Annotated in this window: 14 protein-coding genes; 13 read left to right on the top strand and 1 reads right to left on the bottom strand. The window is 71.1% G+C overall.

Annotated elements, in window-relative coordinates; all coding sequences use genetic code 11:
* The first annotated feature begins 24 nt into the window (after nt 1–24).
* The 10 genes from IE250_RS24385 to IE250_RS05680 all read left to right on the top strand — a co-directional run bounded on the left by IE250_RS24385 (nt 25) and on the right by IE250_RS05680 (nt 10,544).
* A complete protein-coding gene (locus tag IE250_RS24385) occupies nt 25–1,557 on the top strand; it encodes an ATP-binding cassette domain-containing protein (RefSeq protein ID WP_229872155.1) in 1,533 nt (510 codons plus the stop codon).
* Nucleotides 1,554–2,312 (top strand): hypothetical protein, encoded by a 759-nt coding sequence (locus IE250_RS05720; protein ID WP_189668216.1) that lies wholly within the window; start codon nt 1,554–1,556, stop codon nt 2,310–2,312. Before IE250_RS24385 ends, IE250_RS05720 begins: the two co-directional genes overlap by 4 nt.
* Nucleotides 2,313–2,605: 293 nt before the next feature.
* Nucleotides 2,606–4,486 (top strand): acetolactate synthase large subunit, encoded by a 1,881-nt coding sequence (locus IE250_RS05715; protein ID WP_189668215.1) that lies wholly within the window; start codon nt 2,606–2,608, stop codon nt 4,484–4,486.
* A 5-nt stretch (nt 4,487–4,491) separates the two neighbouring features.
* Complete coding sequence (ilvN, locus tag IE250_RS05710) at nt 4,492–5,016, top strand: acetolactate synthase small subunit (protein ID WP_189668214.1); 525 nt, start codon at nt 4,492–4,494, stop codon at nt 5,014–5,016.
* On the top strand, nt 4,925–6,088 hold the full coding sequence (ilvC, locus tag IE250_RS05705; protein ID WP_373301597.1) for a ketol-acid reductoisomerase: 1,164 nt from the start codon (nt 4,925–4,927) through the stop codon (nt 6,086–6,088). Before ilvN ends, ilvC begins: the two co-directional genes overlap by 92 nt.
* A 126-nt stretch (nt 6,089–6,214) precedes the next feature.
* Nucleotides 6,215–6,835 (top strand): ASCH domain-containing protein, encoded by a 621-nt coding sequence (locus tag IE250_RS05700; RefSeq protein WP_229872153.1) that lies wholly within the window; start codon nt 6,215–6,217, stop codon nt 6,833–6,835.
* A gap of 205 nt (nt 6,836–7,040) precedes the next feature.
* Nucleotides 7,041–7,439, top strand: a complete 399-nt coding sequence (locus IE250_RS05695; RefSeq protein ID WP_189668369.1) for a VOC family protein — start codon at nt 7,041–7,043, stop codon at nt 7,437–7,439.
* 68 nt (nt 7,440–7,507) lie between these two features.
* Complete coding sequence (locus tag IE250_RS05690) at nt 7,508–8,041, top strand: pyridoxamine 5'-phosphate oxidase family protein (protein WP_189668213.1); 534 nt, start codon at nt 7,508–7,510, stop codon at nt 8,039–8,041.
* Between the two features lie 104 nt (nt 8,042–8,145).
* On the top strand, nt 8,146–9,204 hold the full coding sequence (locus tag IE250_RS05685; RefSeq protein ID WP_189668212.1) for a 3-isopropylmalate dehydrogenase: 1,059 nt from the start codon (nt 8,146–8,148) through the stop codon (nt 9,202–9,204).
* A gap of 209 nt (nt 9,205–9,413) precedes the next feature.
* Nucleotides 9,414–10,544 carry a branched-chain amino acid aminotransferase gene (locus IE250_RS05680; protein WP_189668211.1) on the top strand — a complete coding sequence of 377 codons (1,131 nt, stop codon included), beginning with the start codon at nt 9,414–9,416 and terminating at the stop codon, nt 10,542–10,544.
* A 74-nt stretch (nt 10,545–10,618) separates the two neighbouring features.
* On the opposite strand, the gene IE250_RS05675 is transcribed toward IE250_RS05680, so the two are convergent.
* Nucleotides 10,619–11,497, bottom strand: a complete 879-nt coding sequence (locus IE250_RS05675; RefSeq protein WP_229872152.1) for a GAP family protein — start codon at nt 11,495–11,497, stop codon at nt 10,619–10,621.
* Nucleotides 11,498–11,569: 72 nt separating this feature from the next.
* Between IE250_RS05675 and IE250_RS05670 the strand changes: the two genes are divergently transcribed.
* From IE250_RS05670 to IE250_RS05660, 3 genes are all read left to right on the top strand, one after another.
* Entirely contained in the window at nt 11,570–12,883 is a 1,314-nt protein-coding gene (locus IE250_RS05670; protein ID WP_189668210.1) for a sensor histidine kinase, read from the top strand.
* A complete protein-coding gene (locus IE250_RS05665) occupies nt 12,880–13,539 on the top strand; it encodes a response regulator (RefSeq protein WP_189668209.1) in 660 nt (219 codons plus the stop codon). Before IE250_RS05670 ends, IE250_RS05665 begins: the two co-directional genes overlap by 4 nt.
* Nucleotides 13,540–13,660: 121 nt before the next feature.
* Complete coding sequence (locus IE250_RS05660) at nt 13,661–15,424, top strand: cellulase family glycosylhydrolase (RefSeq protein ID WP_229872151.1); 1,764 nt, start codon at nt 13,661–13,663, stop codon at nt 15,422–15,424.
* The last annotated feature ends 41 nt before the right edge of the window (nt 15,425–15,465 follow it).

Here is a 15,465-nt window from a genome sequence, read left to right as displayed (position 1 = left end):
CCAGGAATGCCCTACCCTGTGCGGGTGATTCCAGGGAGCGACGCCGCGATCGAGACGCTCGGGCTGCGCAAGGCGTACCGGTCGGTACGCGGGCGCGCCGTCGGCGTCGACGGGCTGGACCTGCGCGTGCCCGTCGGCGGGGTGCACGCGCTCCTCGGACTGGCGGGCTCGGGCAAGACCACCACGCTGCGCCTGCTGACCGGCCTCGCCCGTGCGGACGGGGGCGCCATGAAGATCTTCGGCACCCACGTGCCGGACGGCCTGCCCGACCTCGCCGGCCGCATCGGCGCCGTCGTCGGTGCCCCCGGGTTCCAGGCCCGGCTGAGCGGCCGCCGCAACCTGGCCCTCCTCGCGAGCGCGGCCGGCGTGCCGCGCACCCGCGTCGACGAGGTGCTCACTCGCGTCGTCCTGACCGACCGGGCCAGGGCCGCCTATGGCACCTACTCCGTCGACGAGGAACGTCGCCTCGCGCTCGCCGCCGCGCTGCTGCGCGATCCCGACCTTCTCGTCGTCGACGACCCGAGCGCGGGGCTCGACGCCGTCGGCACCCGGGAGATCCGGCAGGCCCTGCGCCGCCTCGCGGATCAGGGCAAGACAGTGCTCGTCGCGACAGGCGTCCTCACCGAGGCGCAGCAGATCGCGGACACGGTCACGGTGCTCGACGAGGGTCGCATCCTCGCGCAGGGCACCGTGGCCGAACTCCTGGGTGACGCCAAGGTCAGCGTCCGGGTGCGCGTCGACGAGCCGGGGAAGGCGGCCACGGCCCTGCGCGCCGCGGGTTTCACGGTCCGGGCCGACGGCGACGCGCTGCACGTCGACGGCGTCGTCGAGCCGGCCGACATCTCGCGGGCGCTCGCCAAGCAGAAGCTTTTCGCGAGCGAGCTGGTGCCGCAGCGCGAGGACCTGGCCGCCGTCGTCGGGCGGCTGCGGCCCGTCGTGCCGCCGACCCCGACGCAGCCCACGCGCGCCGAGGAGCGGGCCGCCCGCAAGGCGGCCGACCACAAGGCCGCAGAACGGAAGAAGGCCGCTGACCAGCGCAAGGCCGAAAAGGATGCGGCCGCCAAGCAAGCCGCGGCCGATGCCGGCGCGGCCGAGGAGGCAGCGGCGAAGCAAGCGGCGAGCGAGGCGAGAGCCGCTGCCAAGGAGGCGGCGATCGCGGAGCGGGCCGCTGCCAAGGAGGCGGCAATCGCGGAACGGGCCGCCGCGAAGGAGGCCCGGCGGTCAGCCCGGAAGCCGGCCGTGAGCTTGGCGGGGCGCTCGGCCGGAGGCTCGGCGGGGAGCGCCGTCGCGCCGACCGGGGAACGGGCCGCTGCGGCCGCCGTCTCGAAGCCGGCCGACGGCGCGGCGTCACGCAAGCCCGGGCCGAAGGAGGCGGAGAAGGCCGACGCGAAGGCCGACCCCGGGCGGGCAGCGATCGAAGACAAGGCAGCCAAGAAGACGAACGCTTCGGTGCCGGGTGGACATCAGGCCACGCAGCGGGACCAAGGGCAGCAGACGACGGGGCGGCCGGGTCCGCCTCAGGGTCAGGGCAACAAACGATCCAAGGGGCGACGATGACGGGTCTGCTGTGGGCCGAGCTGCGCCGGTTCGGCGTGCGACCGGCGATCCGGTGGATCGCTGCGGCGATGCTGGGCCACGTGGCGCTGGCCGTCGCGCTGACCGCGTTCGCGCCGGAGGCGTCGACGCTGGCCGCGATGCTGGAGCAGGGGCAGATCTCGTTCTACGCGTTGACGTCGGTGTTCCTCGCCTACGTGGCGGGCGTGCTGCTGGTGACGGGGGACGCGGCGTCGGGCGGGACGCGGGCACTGCTGACCGTCGAACCGCGTCGTGGCCGCGTGTACTGGAGCAAGCTGGCGGCCGCCGGAGTGGCGGTGATCCCGGGGGTCGCGGCGGCGTACGCGCTGCTCGCGTCCGGCATGTACTGGGTGCATGCGCGAGCGCACGTGCTCGGCGGTCCGCCGTCGGAGCTCGTAGAGGCGATGACGTGGAGCGGCGTGCGGGTGCTTGCCCTCGCGGTGTTCGCGGCGGTCGGCGGCGCGGCGCTCGGTGTGCTGGTGCGGCGCTGGTGGGTGGCTGTCTCGCTCGCGGTGGCGTGGTTCCTGGTCGAGGAGCTGGTGCTGAACACGCGCTTCCCCGGGGACTGGTTCCCGTTCACGAACTCGGACGCGTGGGTGCGGGGCACACGGACGGTCCTGTCCGGCGACGGGCTCCTGGCGGTCCCGCTCGTGCACAGCGCGCTCGTGCTGCTGGGCATCACGGTGGTGCTGGCCCTGCTCGGCGCGGTCGTGTTCCGGCGCCGGGACGTACGCTGAGGACGGCGACGGCTTCGCCCGCGAGGCCCGGAATCCTGCGGCTTGACCGCCGTCGCGTCTCGGATCGTGGGACCTTCGGGCCGCTGGATGACATCGCCGCCGATTCGGCGTAACGTGCGTCTCGTGCAGACGATCACTCTTGTAGTACTTCCTGAGCGCGCGGCCTAAGCCCAGCACAGGCATCGTCCGCGCGCTCACCCTGGCAGTCCTTGCTCACCAAGGACCCGGGGTTTTTTTGTTGTCACGAACGCTCGCTTTCGTCCCAGCACGGGGCGCGACGGCAGGAGATCCGTATGACCGGCACACCGACACCCGCACAGATCGCCGCGCGCGCCGAGGCGCGTGACCAGGTGCGCACCGAGCTTCGGTCCCGCGGGGTAGGCGGGAAGACCGAGCCCGAGGCTGCCGCGCCTCGCGTCGGGCCGGAAGAGGTGACGGGCGCGCAGTCGATCGTCCGCTCGCTCGAGGAGGTCGGGGTGGAGGTCGTCTTCGGCATCCCGGGCGGCGCGATCCTGCCTACTTACGACCCGCTGATGGACTCCGCCAAGCTCCGCCACATCCTGGTCCGGCACGAGCAGGGCGGCGGTCACGCGGCGTCGGGCTATGCCCACGCGACGGGCAAGGTCGGGGTGACCATGGCGACGTCGGGCCCGGGCGCCACGAACCTGGTGACGCCCATCGCGGACGCCCACATGGACTCGATCCCGCTCGTGGCGATCACCGGTCAGGTGGCTGCCGCGGCGATCGGGACCGACGCGTTCCAGGAAGCTGACATCGTCGGCATCACCCTGCCGATCACCAAGCACAACTTCCTGGTCACCGATCCGGCCGACATCCCGCGCACCATCGCCGAGGCGTTCCACATCGCCTCGACCGGGCGGCCCGGGCCGGTGCTCGTGGACATCGCGAAGTCGGCGATGCAGTCGCGCACCACGTTCTCCTGGCCGCAGGAGATGCAGCTGCCGGGCTACCACCCGGTGACCAAGCCGCACTCGAAGCAGATCCGCGAGGCCGCGAAGCTGCTGGCCACGGCCAAGCGACCGGTGCTCTACGTGGGCGGCGGCATCATCCGGTCGGGGGCGGCGGACCTGCTGCGCAAGCTCGTGGACCTGTCCGGGGCTCCCGTCGTGACCACGCTCATGGCCCGCGGCGCGGTGCCGGACAGCCACCCGCAGCACCTCGGCATGCCCGGCATGCACGGCACGGTGCCCGCGGTGGCGGCGCTGCAGAAGGCGGACCTGGTCTTCGCGCTCGGTGCGCGCTTCGACGACCGTGTGACGGGCAAGCTGTCGAGCTTCGCCCCGCTGGCGACGATCATCCACGCGGACATCGACCCGGCCGAGATCGGCAAGAACCGCGAGGCGGACGTCCCGATCGTGGGCGACCTCCGCGAGGTCATCGGCGACCTCCTGCCGGAGCTGGCCGGCGAGCACGAGGCGCACGGCAAGCCCGACATCGAGGGCTGGTGGCGCCAGCTCGACGAGTGGCGCCGCACCTACCCGCGCGGCTACACCGAGCCGGAGGACGGGCACCTCTCGCCGCAGCACGTGATCCAGCGCCTCGGGGAGCTGACCGGGCCGGACGGGATCTACGTCGCGGGCGTGGGGCAGCACCAGATGTGGGCGGCGCAGTTCATCAGCTACGAGCGGCCGAACAGCTGGATCAACTCCGGCGGCCTGGGGACCATGGGCTACTCGGTCCCCGCCGCGATGGGCGCGAAGGTGGGCATGCCGGACCGGACCGTGTGGGCGGTGGACGGCGACGGCTGCTTCCAGATGACCAACCAGGAGCTCGCCACCTGCACCATCAACGACATCCCCATCAAGGTGGCGGTGATCAACAACAGCTCGCTGGGCATGGTGCGGCAGTGGCAGACGCTCTTCTACGAGTCGCGCTACTCCAACACCGACCTGCACACGGGCCACGGCACCATGCGGGTGCCCGACTTCGTGAAGCTCGCCGACGCGTACGGCTGCGAGGGCATCCGCGTTGAGCGGGCCTCCGAGGTCGACGCCGCGATCAAGCGGGCCAACGAGGTCGACGACCGTCCCGTGGTCGTGGACTTCACCGTCTCGCGGGACGCGATGGTGTGGCCCATGGTCGCCGCCGGCGTGAGCAACGATGACATCCAGTACGCACGCGGCATCTCGCCGGCGTGGGAGCGAGAGGACTGACCCCCATGTCGAGGCACACCCTGTCCGTGCTCGTGGAGAACAAGCCGGGCGTGCTCACGCGCGTCGCCGGCCTGTTCGCCCGTCGCGCGTTCAACATCCACTCCCTGGCGGTGGGCCCCACGGAGCACGAGGAGATCTCGCGCATCACCGTGGTGGTCGACGTCGAGGAGCACCCCCTGGAACAGGTCACCAAGCAGCTCAACAAGCTGATCCACGTGATCAAGATCGTCGAGCTCGAACCCGAGTCGTCAGTGCACCGCGAGCTCCTGCTCGTCAAGGTGCGGGCCGACGCCGCCACCCGTAGCGGGGTGCTGGAGGTCGTCGAGATGTTCCGGGCGCGGATCGTCGACGTCGTGCCGGACTCCGTGGTCATCGAAGCCACCGGGCCCGCCGCGAAGCTCGACGCCCTCCTCACAGCGCTGGAACCGTACGGCGTCCGTGAGATCGTCCAGTCCGGGACACTGGCCATCGGCCGGGGCGCCCGATCCATCACCGACCGCGCGTTCGACCGCACGGCCCGGTCCGCATAAGACTTTCTTTCCCACCCGAGATATCAACCGAGGAGCAAGAACCGTGGCTGAGCTGTTCTACGACGACGACGCCGACCTGTCGGTCATCCAGCAGAAGAAGGTTGCTGTGATCGGCTACGGCAGCCAGGGCCACGCGCACGCCCTGAACCTGCGTGACTCCGGCGTGGAGGTGACCGTCGGCCTCCGCGAGGGCTCCGCGTCCCGCGACAAGGCCGCGAACGAGGGCCTCGCCATCGCCACCGTGCCGGACGCCGTCCGGGATGCCGACGTCGTCGTCATCCTCGCGCCCGACCAGGTGCAGCGGCACCTGTACGCCGAGGACATCGCGCCGAACCTCAAGGAGGGCGCGGCGCTCGTCTTCGGGCACGGCTTCAACATCCGCTACGGGTACATCAAGCCCGAGGCCGGGCACGACGTGCTGATGGTCGCCCCCAAGGGCCCGGGCCACATCGTGCGCCGCGAGTTCGCCGACGGCCGCGGCGTGCCCGTGATCGTCGCGGTGGAGCAGGACGCGTCCGGCACGGCCTGGGACCTCGCCCTCTCGTACGCCAAGGGCATCGGTGGCCTGCGCGCCGCCGGTATCAAGACGACGTTCACCGAGGAGACCGAGACCGACCTGTTCGGTGAGCAGGCAGTGCTGTGCGGCGGCGCCTCGCAGCTGGTCCAGTACGGGTTCGAGACGCTGACCGAGGCCGGCTACCAGCCGGAGGTCGCGTACTTCGAGGTGCTGCACGAGCTCAAGCTGATCGTCGACCTCATGATCGAGGGCGGCATCGCCAAGCAGCGCTGGTCCGTCTCGGACACCGCCGAGTACGGCGACTACGTCTCCGGGCCGCGGGTCATCGACCCGCACGTGAAGGAGAACATGAAGGCCGTGCTGGCCGACATCCAGAACGGCGCCTTCGCGGCGCGGTTCATCGCCGACCAGGACGCCGGCGCCCCCGAGTTCAAGGAGCTGCGCGCCAAGGGCGAGCAGCACCCGATCGAGGCCACGGGCCGCGAGCTGCGCAAGATGTTCGCGTGGATCAAGCCGTCGGACTCCGACTACGTCGAGGGCTCTGCCGCTCGGTAGGACGTAGCGGCGCGCTGATCAGCAGCGTCCATTCGAGGTGGTCACCCTTTGAGTCGTTCAAGGGGTGACCACCTTGTTTGCGAATGGGGTTACGAACGGGGCGGTTCGTGCTGGCAGGATGTCCCCGTGACCGATGACGCGACGCCCGAGAAGACCGAGCGCGACCCCGAGACATCCGACGCCGAGACGTCTGCCTCCGAGCCGTTCGACCCCGCGACGTTCGACCCCGAGGCGGTGCCCGTCGAGGACGCCGAGCTCGCCGCCGAGGTCGAGAACTTCTGGATCGCCACCCGCCAGTACGCGGGCATGGCCAAGGCGAGCATCGTCGTCGGGCAGACCGTGAGCGAGACCGTGCCGCCGCAGGCCTGGTCGTTCGGTGACGAGCCCGAGCTCGCGGAGAAGCTGCTCGGCGCGGTCCTGGCGGGGGACAAGACCGCGACGTCGTCGGCCCTGTGGGACTACGACGACGAGGGCGCGCCGCTGCCGGTGGCCGGCGAGCTGTCGATCCTGCTGGACGGCGAACGGCACCCGCGCGCGCTGATCCGCACCACGAGCGTCGAGACCACCACGTTCGAGGAGGTCGACGAGGACTTCGCCGCGGCGGAGGGCGAAGGGGACCGCACGCTCGAGTCGTGGCGCGCGGACCACGAGGAGTTCTGGCGCCGGACCCTCGGCGAGGGCCGCGAGTTCACGCAGGACATGCCGGTCGTGTGCGAGCGGTTCGAGCTGCTCTACCCCAAGCCCTGACTCGTCCGGTCCAGCCCGGGCCGCTGAGGCCCGGGCGGCTCATGCCGGGGTCAGGATCAGCCAGGCGAAGCGGCCGTTACGGCGTCACGCCGCGGTCGGCATCGGGCGTGGCGCGCCGAAGTCATCGCGAGTGTCAGTGTCTCGTCCTAGCGTGTGGCTATCGGGCCCGGATCGCGGGTCACTGGTCACAAGAAGGGCGATGGCAATGGCGCTGCGCTGGTACTCGACCGTGGTGGAGTCCACCGACCACAAGAAGCTGGCTCGCTGGTGGGCGGAGGCCCTCGGCTGGGAGGCCATCTTCGAGACGGACGAGGAGTCGGTGCTGGTGCCGCCCTGGGCGCTCGAGCTCTCGGAGAAGCTGGACTTCCATCAGGTTCCGCCGGGCATGGTGTTCGTGCCCGTCGAGCACGAGAAGTCCGGCAAGAACCGTCTGCACTGGGACTTCGCGCCGCACACGAGCGACGACCGGGACGCCGAGATCGCCCGGCTGGTCGAGCTCGGCGCGACGGTGATCGACGTCGGGCAGCCGGCGGACGCGACGTGGACCGTTCTGGCGGACCCGGACGGCAACGAGTTCTGTGTGCTCTCGTCACGGGAGCAATAGCCGGGCGAGCGAGCACGGCGCCGATGACTTCCGGCCCCCGGCGTCGTCGGTCAGGCATGAGCACACCCGTGAAGTCCAAGAATCTGGCTGATCTCTACGGCCTCCAGCCGCTGGAGTGGGAGACCGTCGCCGCATCCCTCGCCGACGTCGGCGACCAGGCTCCAGGCGGCCAGGGGCCCGACCGGCACTCGCACTGGCTCACCACGATCAACCCCGACGGGAGCCCGCACACCACCGGTGTGGGGGCGTTCTGGGACGCCGGCGGGTTCTACGTGGTGTCCGGCCGAAGCGCCCGCAAGGGGCGGAACATGGAGCGCGAACCGCGGTGCACCATCGCGGTCGCGACCGACGACTACGACGTGGTCGTGGAGGGCATCGCCGAGCTGGTGACCGACCCCGCAACGGTGGCGCACATCGCAAAGGTGGCGGTCGACGGTGGCTGGCCGGCGGAGCCGGACGAGTCCGGCAGCGCGCTGACCGCTCCGTACAGCGCGCCGTCGGCGGGACCGGCCCCGTGGCACGTGTACCGGGTGACCCCCACCAAGGCCAACGCGCTGTACGTGCGGGATCCCGGCGGGGCGACGGCCTGGTCGTTCGCCTGACCTGTACGGACCGGCCGGTGGCGGCGCCGAGCTGTGTCCGATGTCGTCGTCCATTCCGTGAGACCCGCGTCTCATCCCGTTTGTCACCCGCGTAGGCTCCGGACATGGCACAGGTGGGTACGACAGGCGGCATCGACCTCGCAGTGGTCGCAGGTGACGGCATCGGGACCGAGGTCGTGGAGCAGGGCCTCTCGGTCCTGGAGGCGGCGCTGGCGCCGTCGGGCACCAAGCTCTCCACCACCGAGTTCGACCTCGGCGCGCGCCGCTGGCACGCGACCGGCGAGACCCTCACCGACGAGGACCTCGAGAAGATCAAGGGTCACGACGCGATCCTGCTGGGCGCCATCGGTGACCCGTCGGTCCCGAGCGGCGTGCTGGAGCGCGGCCTGCTGCTCAAGCTGCGCTTCGCGCTGGACCACTACGTGAACCTGCGCCCGACCAAGCTGTACGAGGGTGTCTCCAGCCCGCTGGCCAACCCGGGCGAGATCGACTTCGTCGTGGTCCGTGAGGGCACCGAGGGCCCGTACGTCGGCAACGGCGGTGCGCTGCGTGTGGGCACGCCGCACGAGATCGCCACCGAGGTCTCGGTCAACACCGCTTTCGGCGTCGAGCGCGTGGTCCGTGACGCGTTCGCCCGCGCCAGCGCCCGCGAGCGCAAGCACCTCACGCTGGTGCACAAGCACAACGTGCTGGTCCACGCCGGCCACCTGTGGCGTCGCACCGTCGAGAAGGTGAACGCGGAGTTCCCCGACGTCACCACCGACTACGCGCACGTGGACGCCGCGACCATCTACCTCACGACCAACCCGAGCCGGTTCGACGTGATCGTCACGGACAACCTCTTCGGTGACATCCTCACCGACCAGGCCGCCGCGATCACGGGCGGCATCGGGCTGGCCGCGTCGGCCAACATCAACCCGGACCGCACCGCGCCGTCGATGTTCGAGCCGGTGCACGGCTCGGCGCCCGACATCGCGGGCCAGGGCAAGGCCGACCCCACCGCGACCATCCTCTCGGTGGCCCTTCTTCTCGACCACCTGGGCTTCGCGGCCGAGTCCGCGCGGGTCCAGGGCGCCGTGGCGGCGGACCTCGCGGCCCGCGGCGACGCTGTACGCACCACCGACCAGGTAGGCCGCGACATCGCGGCCCGCGTGACCGAGTAGCAGCTGAACGATCCCTCGGGGCCCTCGCGAAGTACCGCAGCGCGAGGACACTTCGTGGGGTAAGAGGGCGGCGCCCGGGTCACGCAGACCGAACCCGGGCGCCGCTTTCGTACGTCGAAAGCCGTCCGGGCAGGCGCCCGGCTCGGAATGCTCCTTATGCCTTGCCGGGCGTGGAAGACTGACCAAAGCATCCGGTGAAAGGCATCGACATGACAACGACGACGGACCCCATCCTCCCGACCCGGCTCGAAGACCTGGTCGCGCTCTTCGACGTGCGGCACACTGACACGCCCACCCCGGACGCCGAGCGCGCCGAGGCGCTCCGCGCACCGAAGTTCGGGACCGCGTTCACCGACCACATGGCGCGGATCTCCTGGACCAGCACCGACGGCTGGAAGGACCGGCGGATCGAGAAGTACGGTCCGCTCCAGCTCGACCCGGCGACCGCGGTGCTGCACTACGCGCAGGAGATCTTCGAGGGCCTCAAGGCGTACAAGCACTCCGACGGTTCCGTCTGGACGTTCCGTCCGGACCGGAACGCCGCGCGCTTCGCCCGGTCCGCGCACCGCCTCGCCCTGCCCGCGCTCAGCGTGGACGACTTCATCGGGTCGCTGGCCGCCCTGGTCCGTACCGACATCGCCTGGGTGCCCGACGGCGAGGACTCGTCCCTCTACCTGCGGCCCTTCATGTACGCGTCCGAGGCGTTCCTGGGCGTGCGCCCGGCACTCGAGGTCGAGTACCTGGTGATCGCCTCGCCCGTCGGCCCGTACTTCTCGGGCGGCGTGCGGCCGGTCTCGATCTACGTGTCCGAGGAGTACCACCGGGCCGGGCCGCCCGGGGGAACCGGCGACGCGAAGTTCGGCGGCAACTACGCGGCGAGCCTGCTGCCGCAGCGCGAGGCGCAGGAGCAGGGCTTCGACCAGGTGTGCTTCCTCGACGCCGCGACCAGCACGTACCTCGAGGAGCTCGGCGGCATGAACGTCTTCCTCGTGATGGACGACGGGACCCTGCACACGCCGGAGCTCGGCTCGATCCTGGAGGGGATCACGCGCGCCTCGGTGCTGCAGCTCGCCGCCGACCGCGGGTACCAGGTCGTCGAGCGGCGGATCCCGCTCGCGGAGGTCGTGTCCGGGCTCGAGTCCGGCACGGTCAAGGAGTTCTTCGCGTGCGGCACGGCCGCCGTCGTGACGCCGGTGGGGCGTCTCGCCGGGGCGACGTTCGACCACGAGATCAACGGCGGGGAGCCCGGCGAGCTCACGATGGCGATCCGCCAGGAGCTCACCGACATCCAGTACGGCCGGGCCGAGGACCGGCACAGCTGGATGCGCCGTCTGGCCTGATCACCGCGCTCGCTGGTCGAGCTTGTCGAGCCGGTCTCGACAAGCTCGACCAGCGGAACGGGCACCGGGCTGGGTCAGCCCCAGAGGCGGCTGATCGCGTCTCGGGCCACGAGGAACCCCACGATCCCGACCACCCAGGCGGTGGTGCTCGCCGCGTTCCGGGTGAGCCAGCTGTCGAGCCGCCCGAGCGGACCCGCCACGAGCCGTGCGGCGAGCACGCGCGCCGCGGTCAGCACCAGGGCGGGCGCGATCATGACCAGGCAGTACCCCAGGATCCAGAGGCCCGACGTCGGCCAGCCGGGACCCTGCGTCCCGATCAGGCCGAGTGCCGCGAGGTAGGGGAGCATCGTCGCGACCTCGACCAGCCCGGCCCCGACCGCCAGAGTGGCCAGCGCGAGCCCGCTGCCCGACTCGCTGCCCAGCACGCGCTCGCGCCACCGGCTCAGCTTTCCCGTAGGCGCGGCAGGTTGGTCGGCCCCCGCCCCGGTCTCTGTCGCCGGCGCTGCTGTGCCGGCCACAGACCCTGCGCCAGCCACAGGCCCCGTGCCCGCCGCGGTGGCGCTTGCCACCGGTTCCGCGGACCTGCGGCCCCCCACCGGCTCCAGCTTGAAGCTCCACGCGAACAGCCCCACGCCGATCAGCAGCTGCGCGATCAGGAACGGGCGGGTGCTGGACACGGTGGCGAGCGTGTCGCTCATAGCGCCCGCGCCGAGCAGGATGACGAGCCCGACCAGCGCATAGAACCCGGCGATCGACCCGAGGTAGATGACCATCCGCCCCACGCGCACCCGTCCGGGCGACATGAGCAGCCACACGGGGATGAGCAGCGTGCCGAAGCTCGTGGAGTCGATGAGCGCGAGCACGGCCAGTGCGCCGAACAGCGTGGCACCCGTGAGCTCGCTGGAGAAGATGTCCATGCCGCCCAGCCTGGTGCAGACCCTGTGCGTGCGCATCGGCCGAACCGCCGAGACCGCGTACATCCTTCGGATGACCCGGGCCGCGCCTCCGCGTGCTGAGATGGTGGCATGCCCCGCCCGACCGACCTGATCGCGCCCGTCGCCAAGGTAGTCATGGCCGAAGACCGGCGCGGTGACGTCATCACGGCAGCGGGCCTCCTCGCCATCGCGCTTGCGCTCGACGCCCTCGGTCTGGTCAGGACGTCCTGGAGCGGACCCCCGGACGTGCCGTCCTGGTGGTTCGTGATCCCCGCCGTCGTCGGCTGCACCGCGCTGGTCTGGCGCCGGATCCACCCGCTCGGCGCGCTCGGCGTGGCCACCGTCGCCTTCGGCGCCGACGTCGCGCTCGGCGGCAGCGTCGGCCTGATCGTGATCCTGTGGGAGGCGCTGTACGCGGTCCACCTGCACGGCCGCCCGACGGCGCGGCGGGTCACCGCCGTCGGCGTCGCCCTCGCCTCGCTCGCGCTGATGATCGTGATCGGCGAGATCACGGGCGAAGCCCGATTCGCGATCCTCGCCGGGCTCCAGGCGGTCACCCTCCTCGTCATGCCGATGTGGTGGGGCGCGAACGTGCGTCAGGGCCGGGAGCTCACCGCCGCGGCGCACGAGCGCGGACGGCTCGAGCGGGAACGCGGCACCGCGCTCCTGCGCCTCGCCGAGTCCGCGCGGCACGACGCCGTCCGCGCCGAGCGGACCGCCGTCGCCCGCGACCTGCACGACGTCGTCGCCTCGCACCTTTCCGCGATAGCAATCACCTCGGGCGCAGCGCTCGCGGGCGCGGCCGAACCGGAGCGCGACCGCGCGGCACTGCGCAGCATCCGCGCGGAGAGCCTGGCGTCGCTGGAGGACATGCAGGCGATGATCAGGGTGCTGCACAGCAGCGCGGCGTCGTCGTCCGGGTCGGGCAGCTCGGACCTGCTGGCCGCGCCACGCGCCGCCCAGCTGGCCCCCGTGCTGGAGCAGGCACGGCTCGCGGGACTGGACCTGGCGGTGACGGATCCCGAGGGCGTGCTCTCCGGTGCCACGGTCCTGCCCGCAGCGGTGGACCACGCGGTGTACCGGGTGGTGCGGGAGGCGCTGACGAACGTGCACAAGCACGGCGGCATCCGTGCCGAGCTCTACCTCGCCGCGCGCGAGAGCCTGGAGCTCGAGGTGCAGGACGTCGGCCCCCGCCCTGGCGACGCTCCCCGCGACCGGGCCGACGTCGGAGGCGGGAGCGGGATCGGGATGGTGTCGATGCGGGAGCGGGTCGAGTCCCTCGGCGGATCGTTCGAGGCCGGGCCGGTCGGCACAGGATGGCGGGTCCGGGCGGTCCTCCCGCTGCCCGACCGCCTCGTCGCGGCGGCCTCGGCGGATCGGCCGACGCCGGAAGTCCGCGCATGATCCGCGTCCTGCTCGCCGACGACCACGCGGCGATCCGCGCGGGCCTGCGCATGCTGCTCGCGACGGCAGGCGATATCGAGGTGGTCGGCGAAGCCGGCGACGGCGCGGTGGCGGTGGCGAACGCGCGGGCGTTGCGCCCCGACGTCGTCCTGATGGACGTCCGCATGCCCGGGACCGACGGCGTGACCGCGACCCGGCAGATCGTCGACGAAGGCCTGTCCGAGGTGCTCGTGCTCACGACGTTCGACCTGGACGAGTACGTGTTCGGCGCGCTGCGGGCCGGTGCGGCAGGCTTCCTCCTGAAGACCGCTGAGGCGTCCGCGCTGGTGGACGCCGTACGGCACGTCGCGGCCGGTGACGGCGTGGTGGCGCCGGAGGTGACCCGGCGGCTCATCGCGGAGCTGTCCGCGCCGCGGGACCTGAACGGTTCCGGCAACCGGGGCGGTCCGGTCGCACCCCTGCCCGCGGACCTGACGCCGAGGGAGCGCGACGTGCTCGCGGGTCTCGGCGGCGGCCTGTCGAACGCGCAGCTCGCCGCGGAGCTGACGATCAGCGAGGCCACGGCCAAGACCCATGTGTCGCGCGTGCTCGCCAAGCTCGGCGTCGCGTCCCGGGTCCAGGCTGCTATCGCGGCCCGGGATGCGGGTCTCGCGTAAGTCCTCGCGTGTATGCGCATTTCGAGATCATCGAAGCGCTTGCGTCTGACCCTTGACTTCACTCCCTGACACCCCCAGCATGGGAGCGTTCCCACAGGTGCAAAACGAGAAAGGCCTCGTCATGCAAAGAACTGCGCGGACCCTTGCCGGCATTGTCGCCGGCATCGCACTCACCCTCGCTTCGGTCGCTCCGGCGGCCGGGGCCGGGACCACCAGCAGTCCGGAACCAGGCAGCGTCGCCGAGCGGGCCGGGCAGGTCGCAGCAGTAACGGCAGCAACAGGCAGGGGGAAGAACAAGGGCACGATCGCGGACATCGCCGCCGCCATGCAGCCGGGCTGGAACCTGGGCAACACCCTCGACTCCACCGGCAGCGACGAGACGTCGTGGGGCAACCCCCGGGTCACCGAGGACTTCCTGGACCAGATCCGCGCCCAGGGGTTCAAGAGCATCCGCATCCCGGTCACGTGGAGCCAGCACCAGGGGGGTGCGCCGAACCACACCATCGACCCGGCCTACCTCGACCGCGTCGAGGAGATCGTGGGCTGGGCGCTGGACGACGGTTTCTACGTGATGATCAACATCCACCACGACTCCTGGCAGTGGGTGAACACCATGCCCACGAACCACGACGCCGTGCTCGACCGCTACTCCGACACGTGGACCCAGATCGCCGAGCGATTCAAGGACGAGAGCCCCCGCCTCACGTTCGAGAGCGTCAACGAGCCGCAGTTCGCGGGCAGCTCGGGCGAGGCCCAGGAGCTCGAGCTGCTGGCCGAGCTCAACAGGGTGTTCCACGGCATCGTGCGCGGTTCGGGCGGAGTGAACGCGACCCGGCCGCTGGTGCTGCCGACGCTGCACACGGGTTCCGATCCGGCCCAGCTCAATGCGCTGGCCGGCGAGATCGCCGCACTGAACGACCCGAACCTCATCGCTACCGTGCACAACTACGGGTTCTGGCCGTTCAGCGTGAACATCGCCGGCTACACCCGGTTCAACGCCGAGGTGCAGCAGAGCCTGACCGACACGTTCGACCAGGTGCACTCCGCATTCACCGCACGCGGCGTGCCGGTAATCATCGGCGAGTACGGGCTGCTCGGGTTCGACCGGCACACCGGGACCGTCGAGCAGGGCGAGAAGCTGAAGTTCTTCGAGTACTTCGGGTATGCGGCCCGTCAGCGCAACTTCACGACGATGCTGTGGGACAACGGGCAGCACTTCGACCGCACGGCGTACAGGTGGCGGGACCAGGCGCTGTTCGACCAGATCTCGTCGAGCTGGACGCAGCGGTCGGGGACGGCGTCGTCGGACCTGGTGTTCGTGCCCGCCTCGGGCGCCGTCGCGGCCCAGAGCCTGACGCTCAACCCGAACGGGACCAGCTTCCAGGCCCTGCTGCACGACGGCGCGGCGCTGGTCGCCGGGACCGACTACACCCTCGCGGGCAACGAGCTCACGCTGTCCGCGGCGCTGTTGCAGCGGCTGGCGGGTAACCGGACGCCGGGTCCGGCCGACGAGCTGGTGGTCCGGTTCTCGGGTGGCGTGCCGTGGACGATCCGGGTCATCAACCAGGAGACGCCGGTGCTGCGGAACGCCTCGGGCACGACGGGGTCGTTCGCGATCCCGACGTCGTTCACGGGGGACCTGCTCGCGACGATGGAGGCCAAGTACGCGGACGGGTCCAACGCCGGTCCGCAGAACTGGACGTCGTACAAGGAGTTCGCCTACACGTTCTCGCCGAACTACGACGCCGGGACCATCACCCTCACCCCGGAGTTCTTCGCCGAAGTGAACGACGGGACGGTGAACCTGACGTTCCACTTCTGGAGTGGCGACACGGTCACCTACACCCTGACCAAGACGGGAACGACGGTAACCGGCAACCCCTGACTTGTTGAGTGCTTGATTTTCGCCCTGTCGGCACGTGCTGA

This window comes from Promicromonospora soli (assembly GCF_014653785.1).
GTDB lineage: Bacteria > Actinomycetota > Actinomycetes > Actinomycetales > Cellulomonadaceae > Promicromonospora > Promicromonospora soli.
The sequence above is the reverse complement of the archived record's forward strand: the minus strand, read 5'-3'. Positions and strand labels throughout refer to the sequence as shown.

Bases quoted from the DNA above. Each gene is read 5' to 3' on its own strand.
- IE250_RS05670 (WP_189668210.1), top strand. From the start codon at position 11,570: ATGCCCCGCCCGACCGACCTGATCGCGCCCGTCGCCAAGGTAGTCATG.
- IE250_RS05695 (WP_189668369.1), top strand. From the start codon at position 7,041: ATGGCGCTGCGCTGGTACTCGACCGTGGTGGAGTCCACCGACCACAAG.
- IE250_RS05715 (WP_189668215.1), top strand. From the start codon at position 2,606: ATGACCGGCACACCGACACCCGCACAGATCGCCGCGCGCGCCGAGGCG.
- IE250_RS05680 (WP_189668211.1), top strand. From the start codon at position 9,414: ATGACAACGACGACGGACCCCATCCTCCCGACCCGGCTCGAAGACCTG.
- ilvN (WP_189668214.1), top strand. From the start codon at position 4,492: ATGTCGAGGCACACCCTGTCCGTGCTCGTGGAGAACAAGCCGGGCGTG.
- IE250_RS05685 (WP_189668212.1), top strand. From the start codon at position 8,146: ATGGCACAGGTGGGTACGACAGGCGGCATCGACCTCGCAGTGGTCGCA.
- IE250_RS05675 (WP_229872152.1), bottom strand. From the start codon at position 11,497: ATGCGCACGCACAGGGTCTGCACCAGGCTGGGCGGCATGGACATCTTC.
- IE250_RS05660 (WP_229872151.1), top strand. From the start codon at position 13,661: ATGCAAAGAACTGCGCGGACCCTTGCCGGCATTGTCGCCGGCATCGCA.
- IE250_RS05665 (WP_189668209.1), top strand. From the start codon at position 12,880: ATGATCCGCGTCCTGCTCGCCGACGACCACGCGGCGATCCGCGCGGGC.
- IE250_RS05720 (WP_189668216.1), top strand. From the start codon at position 1,554: ATGACGGGTCTGCTGTGGGCCGAGCTGCGCCGGTTCGGCGTGCGACCG.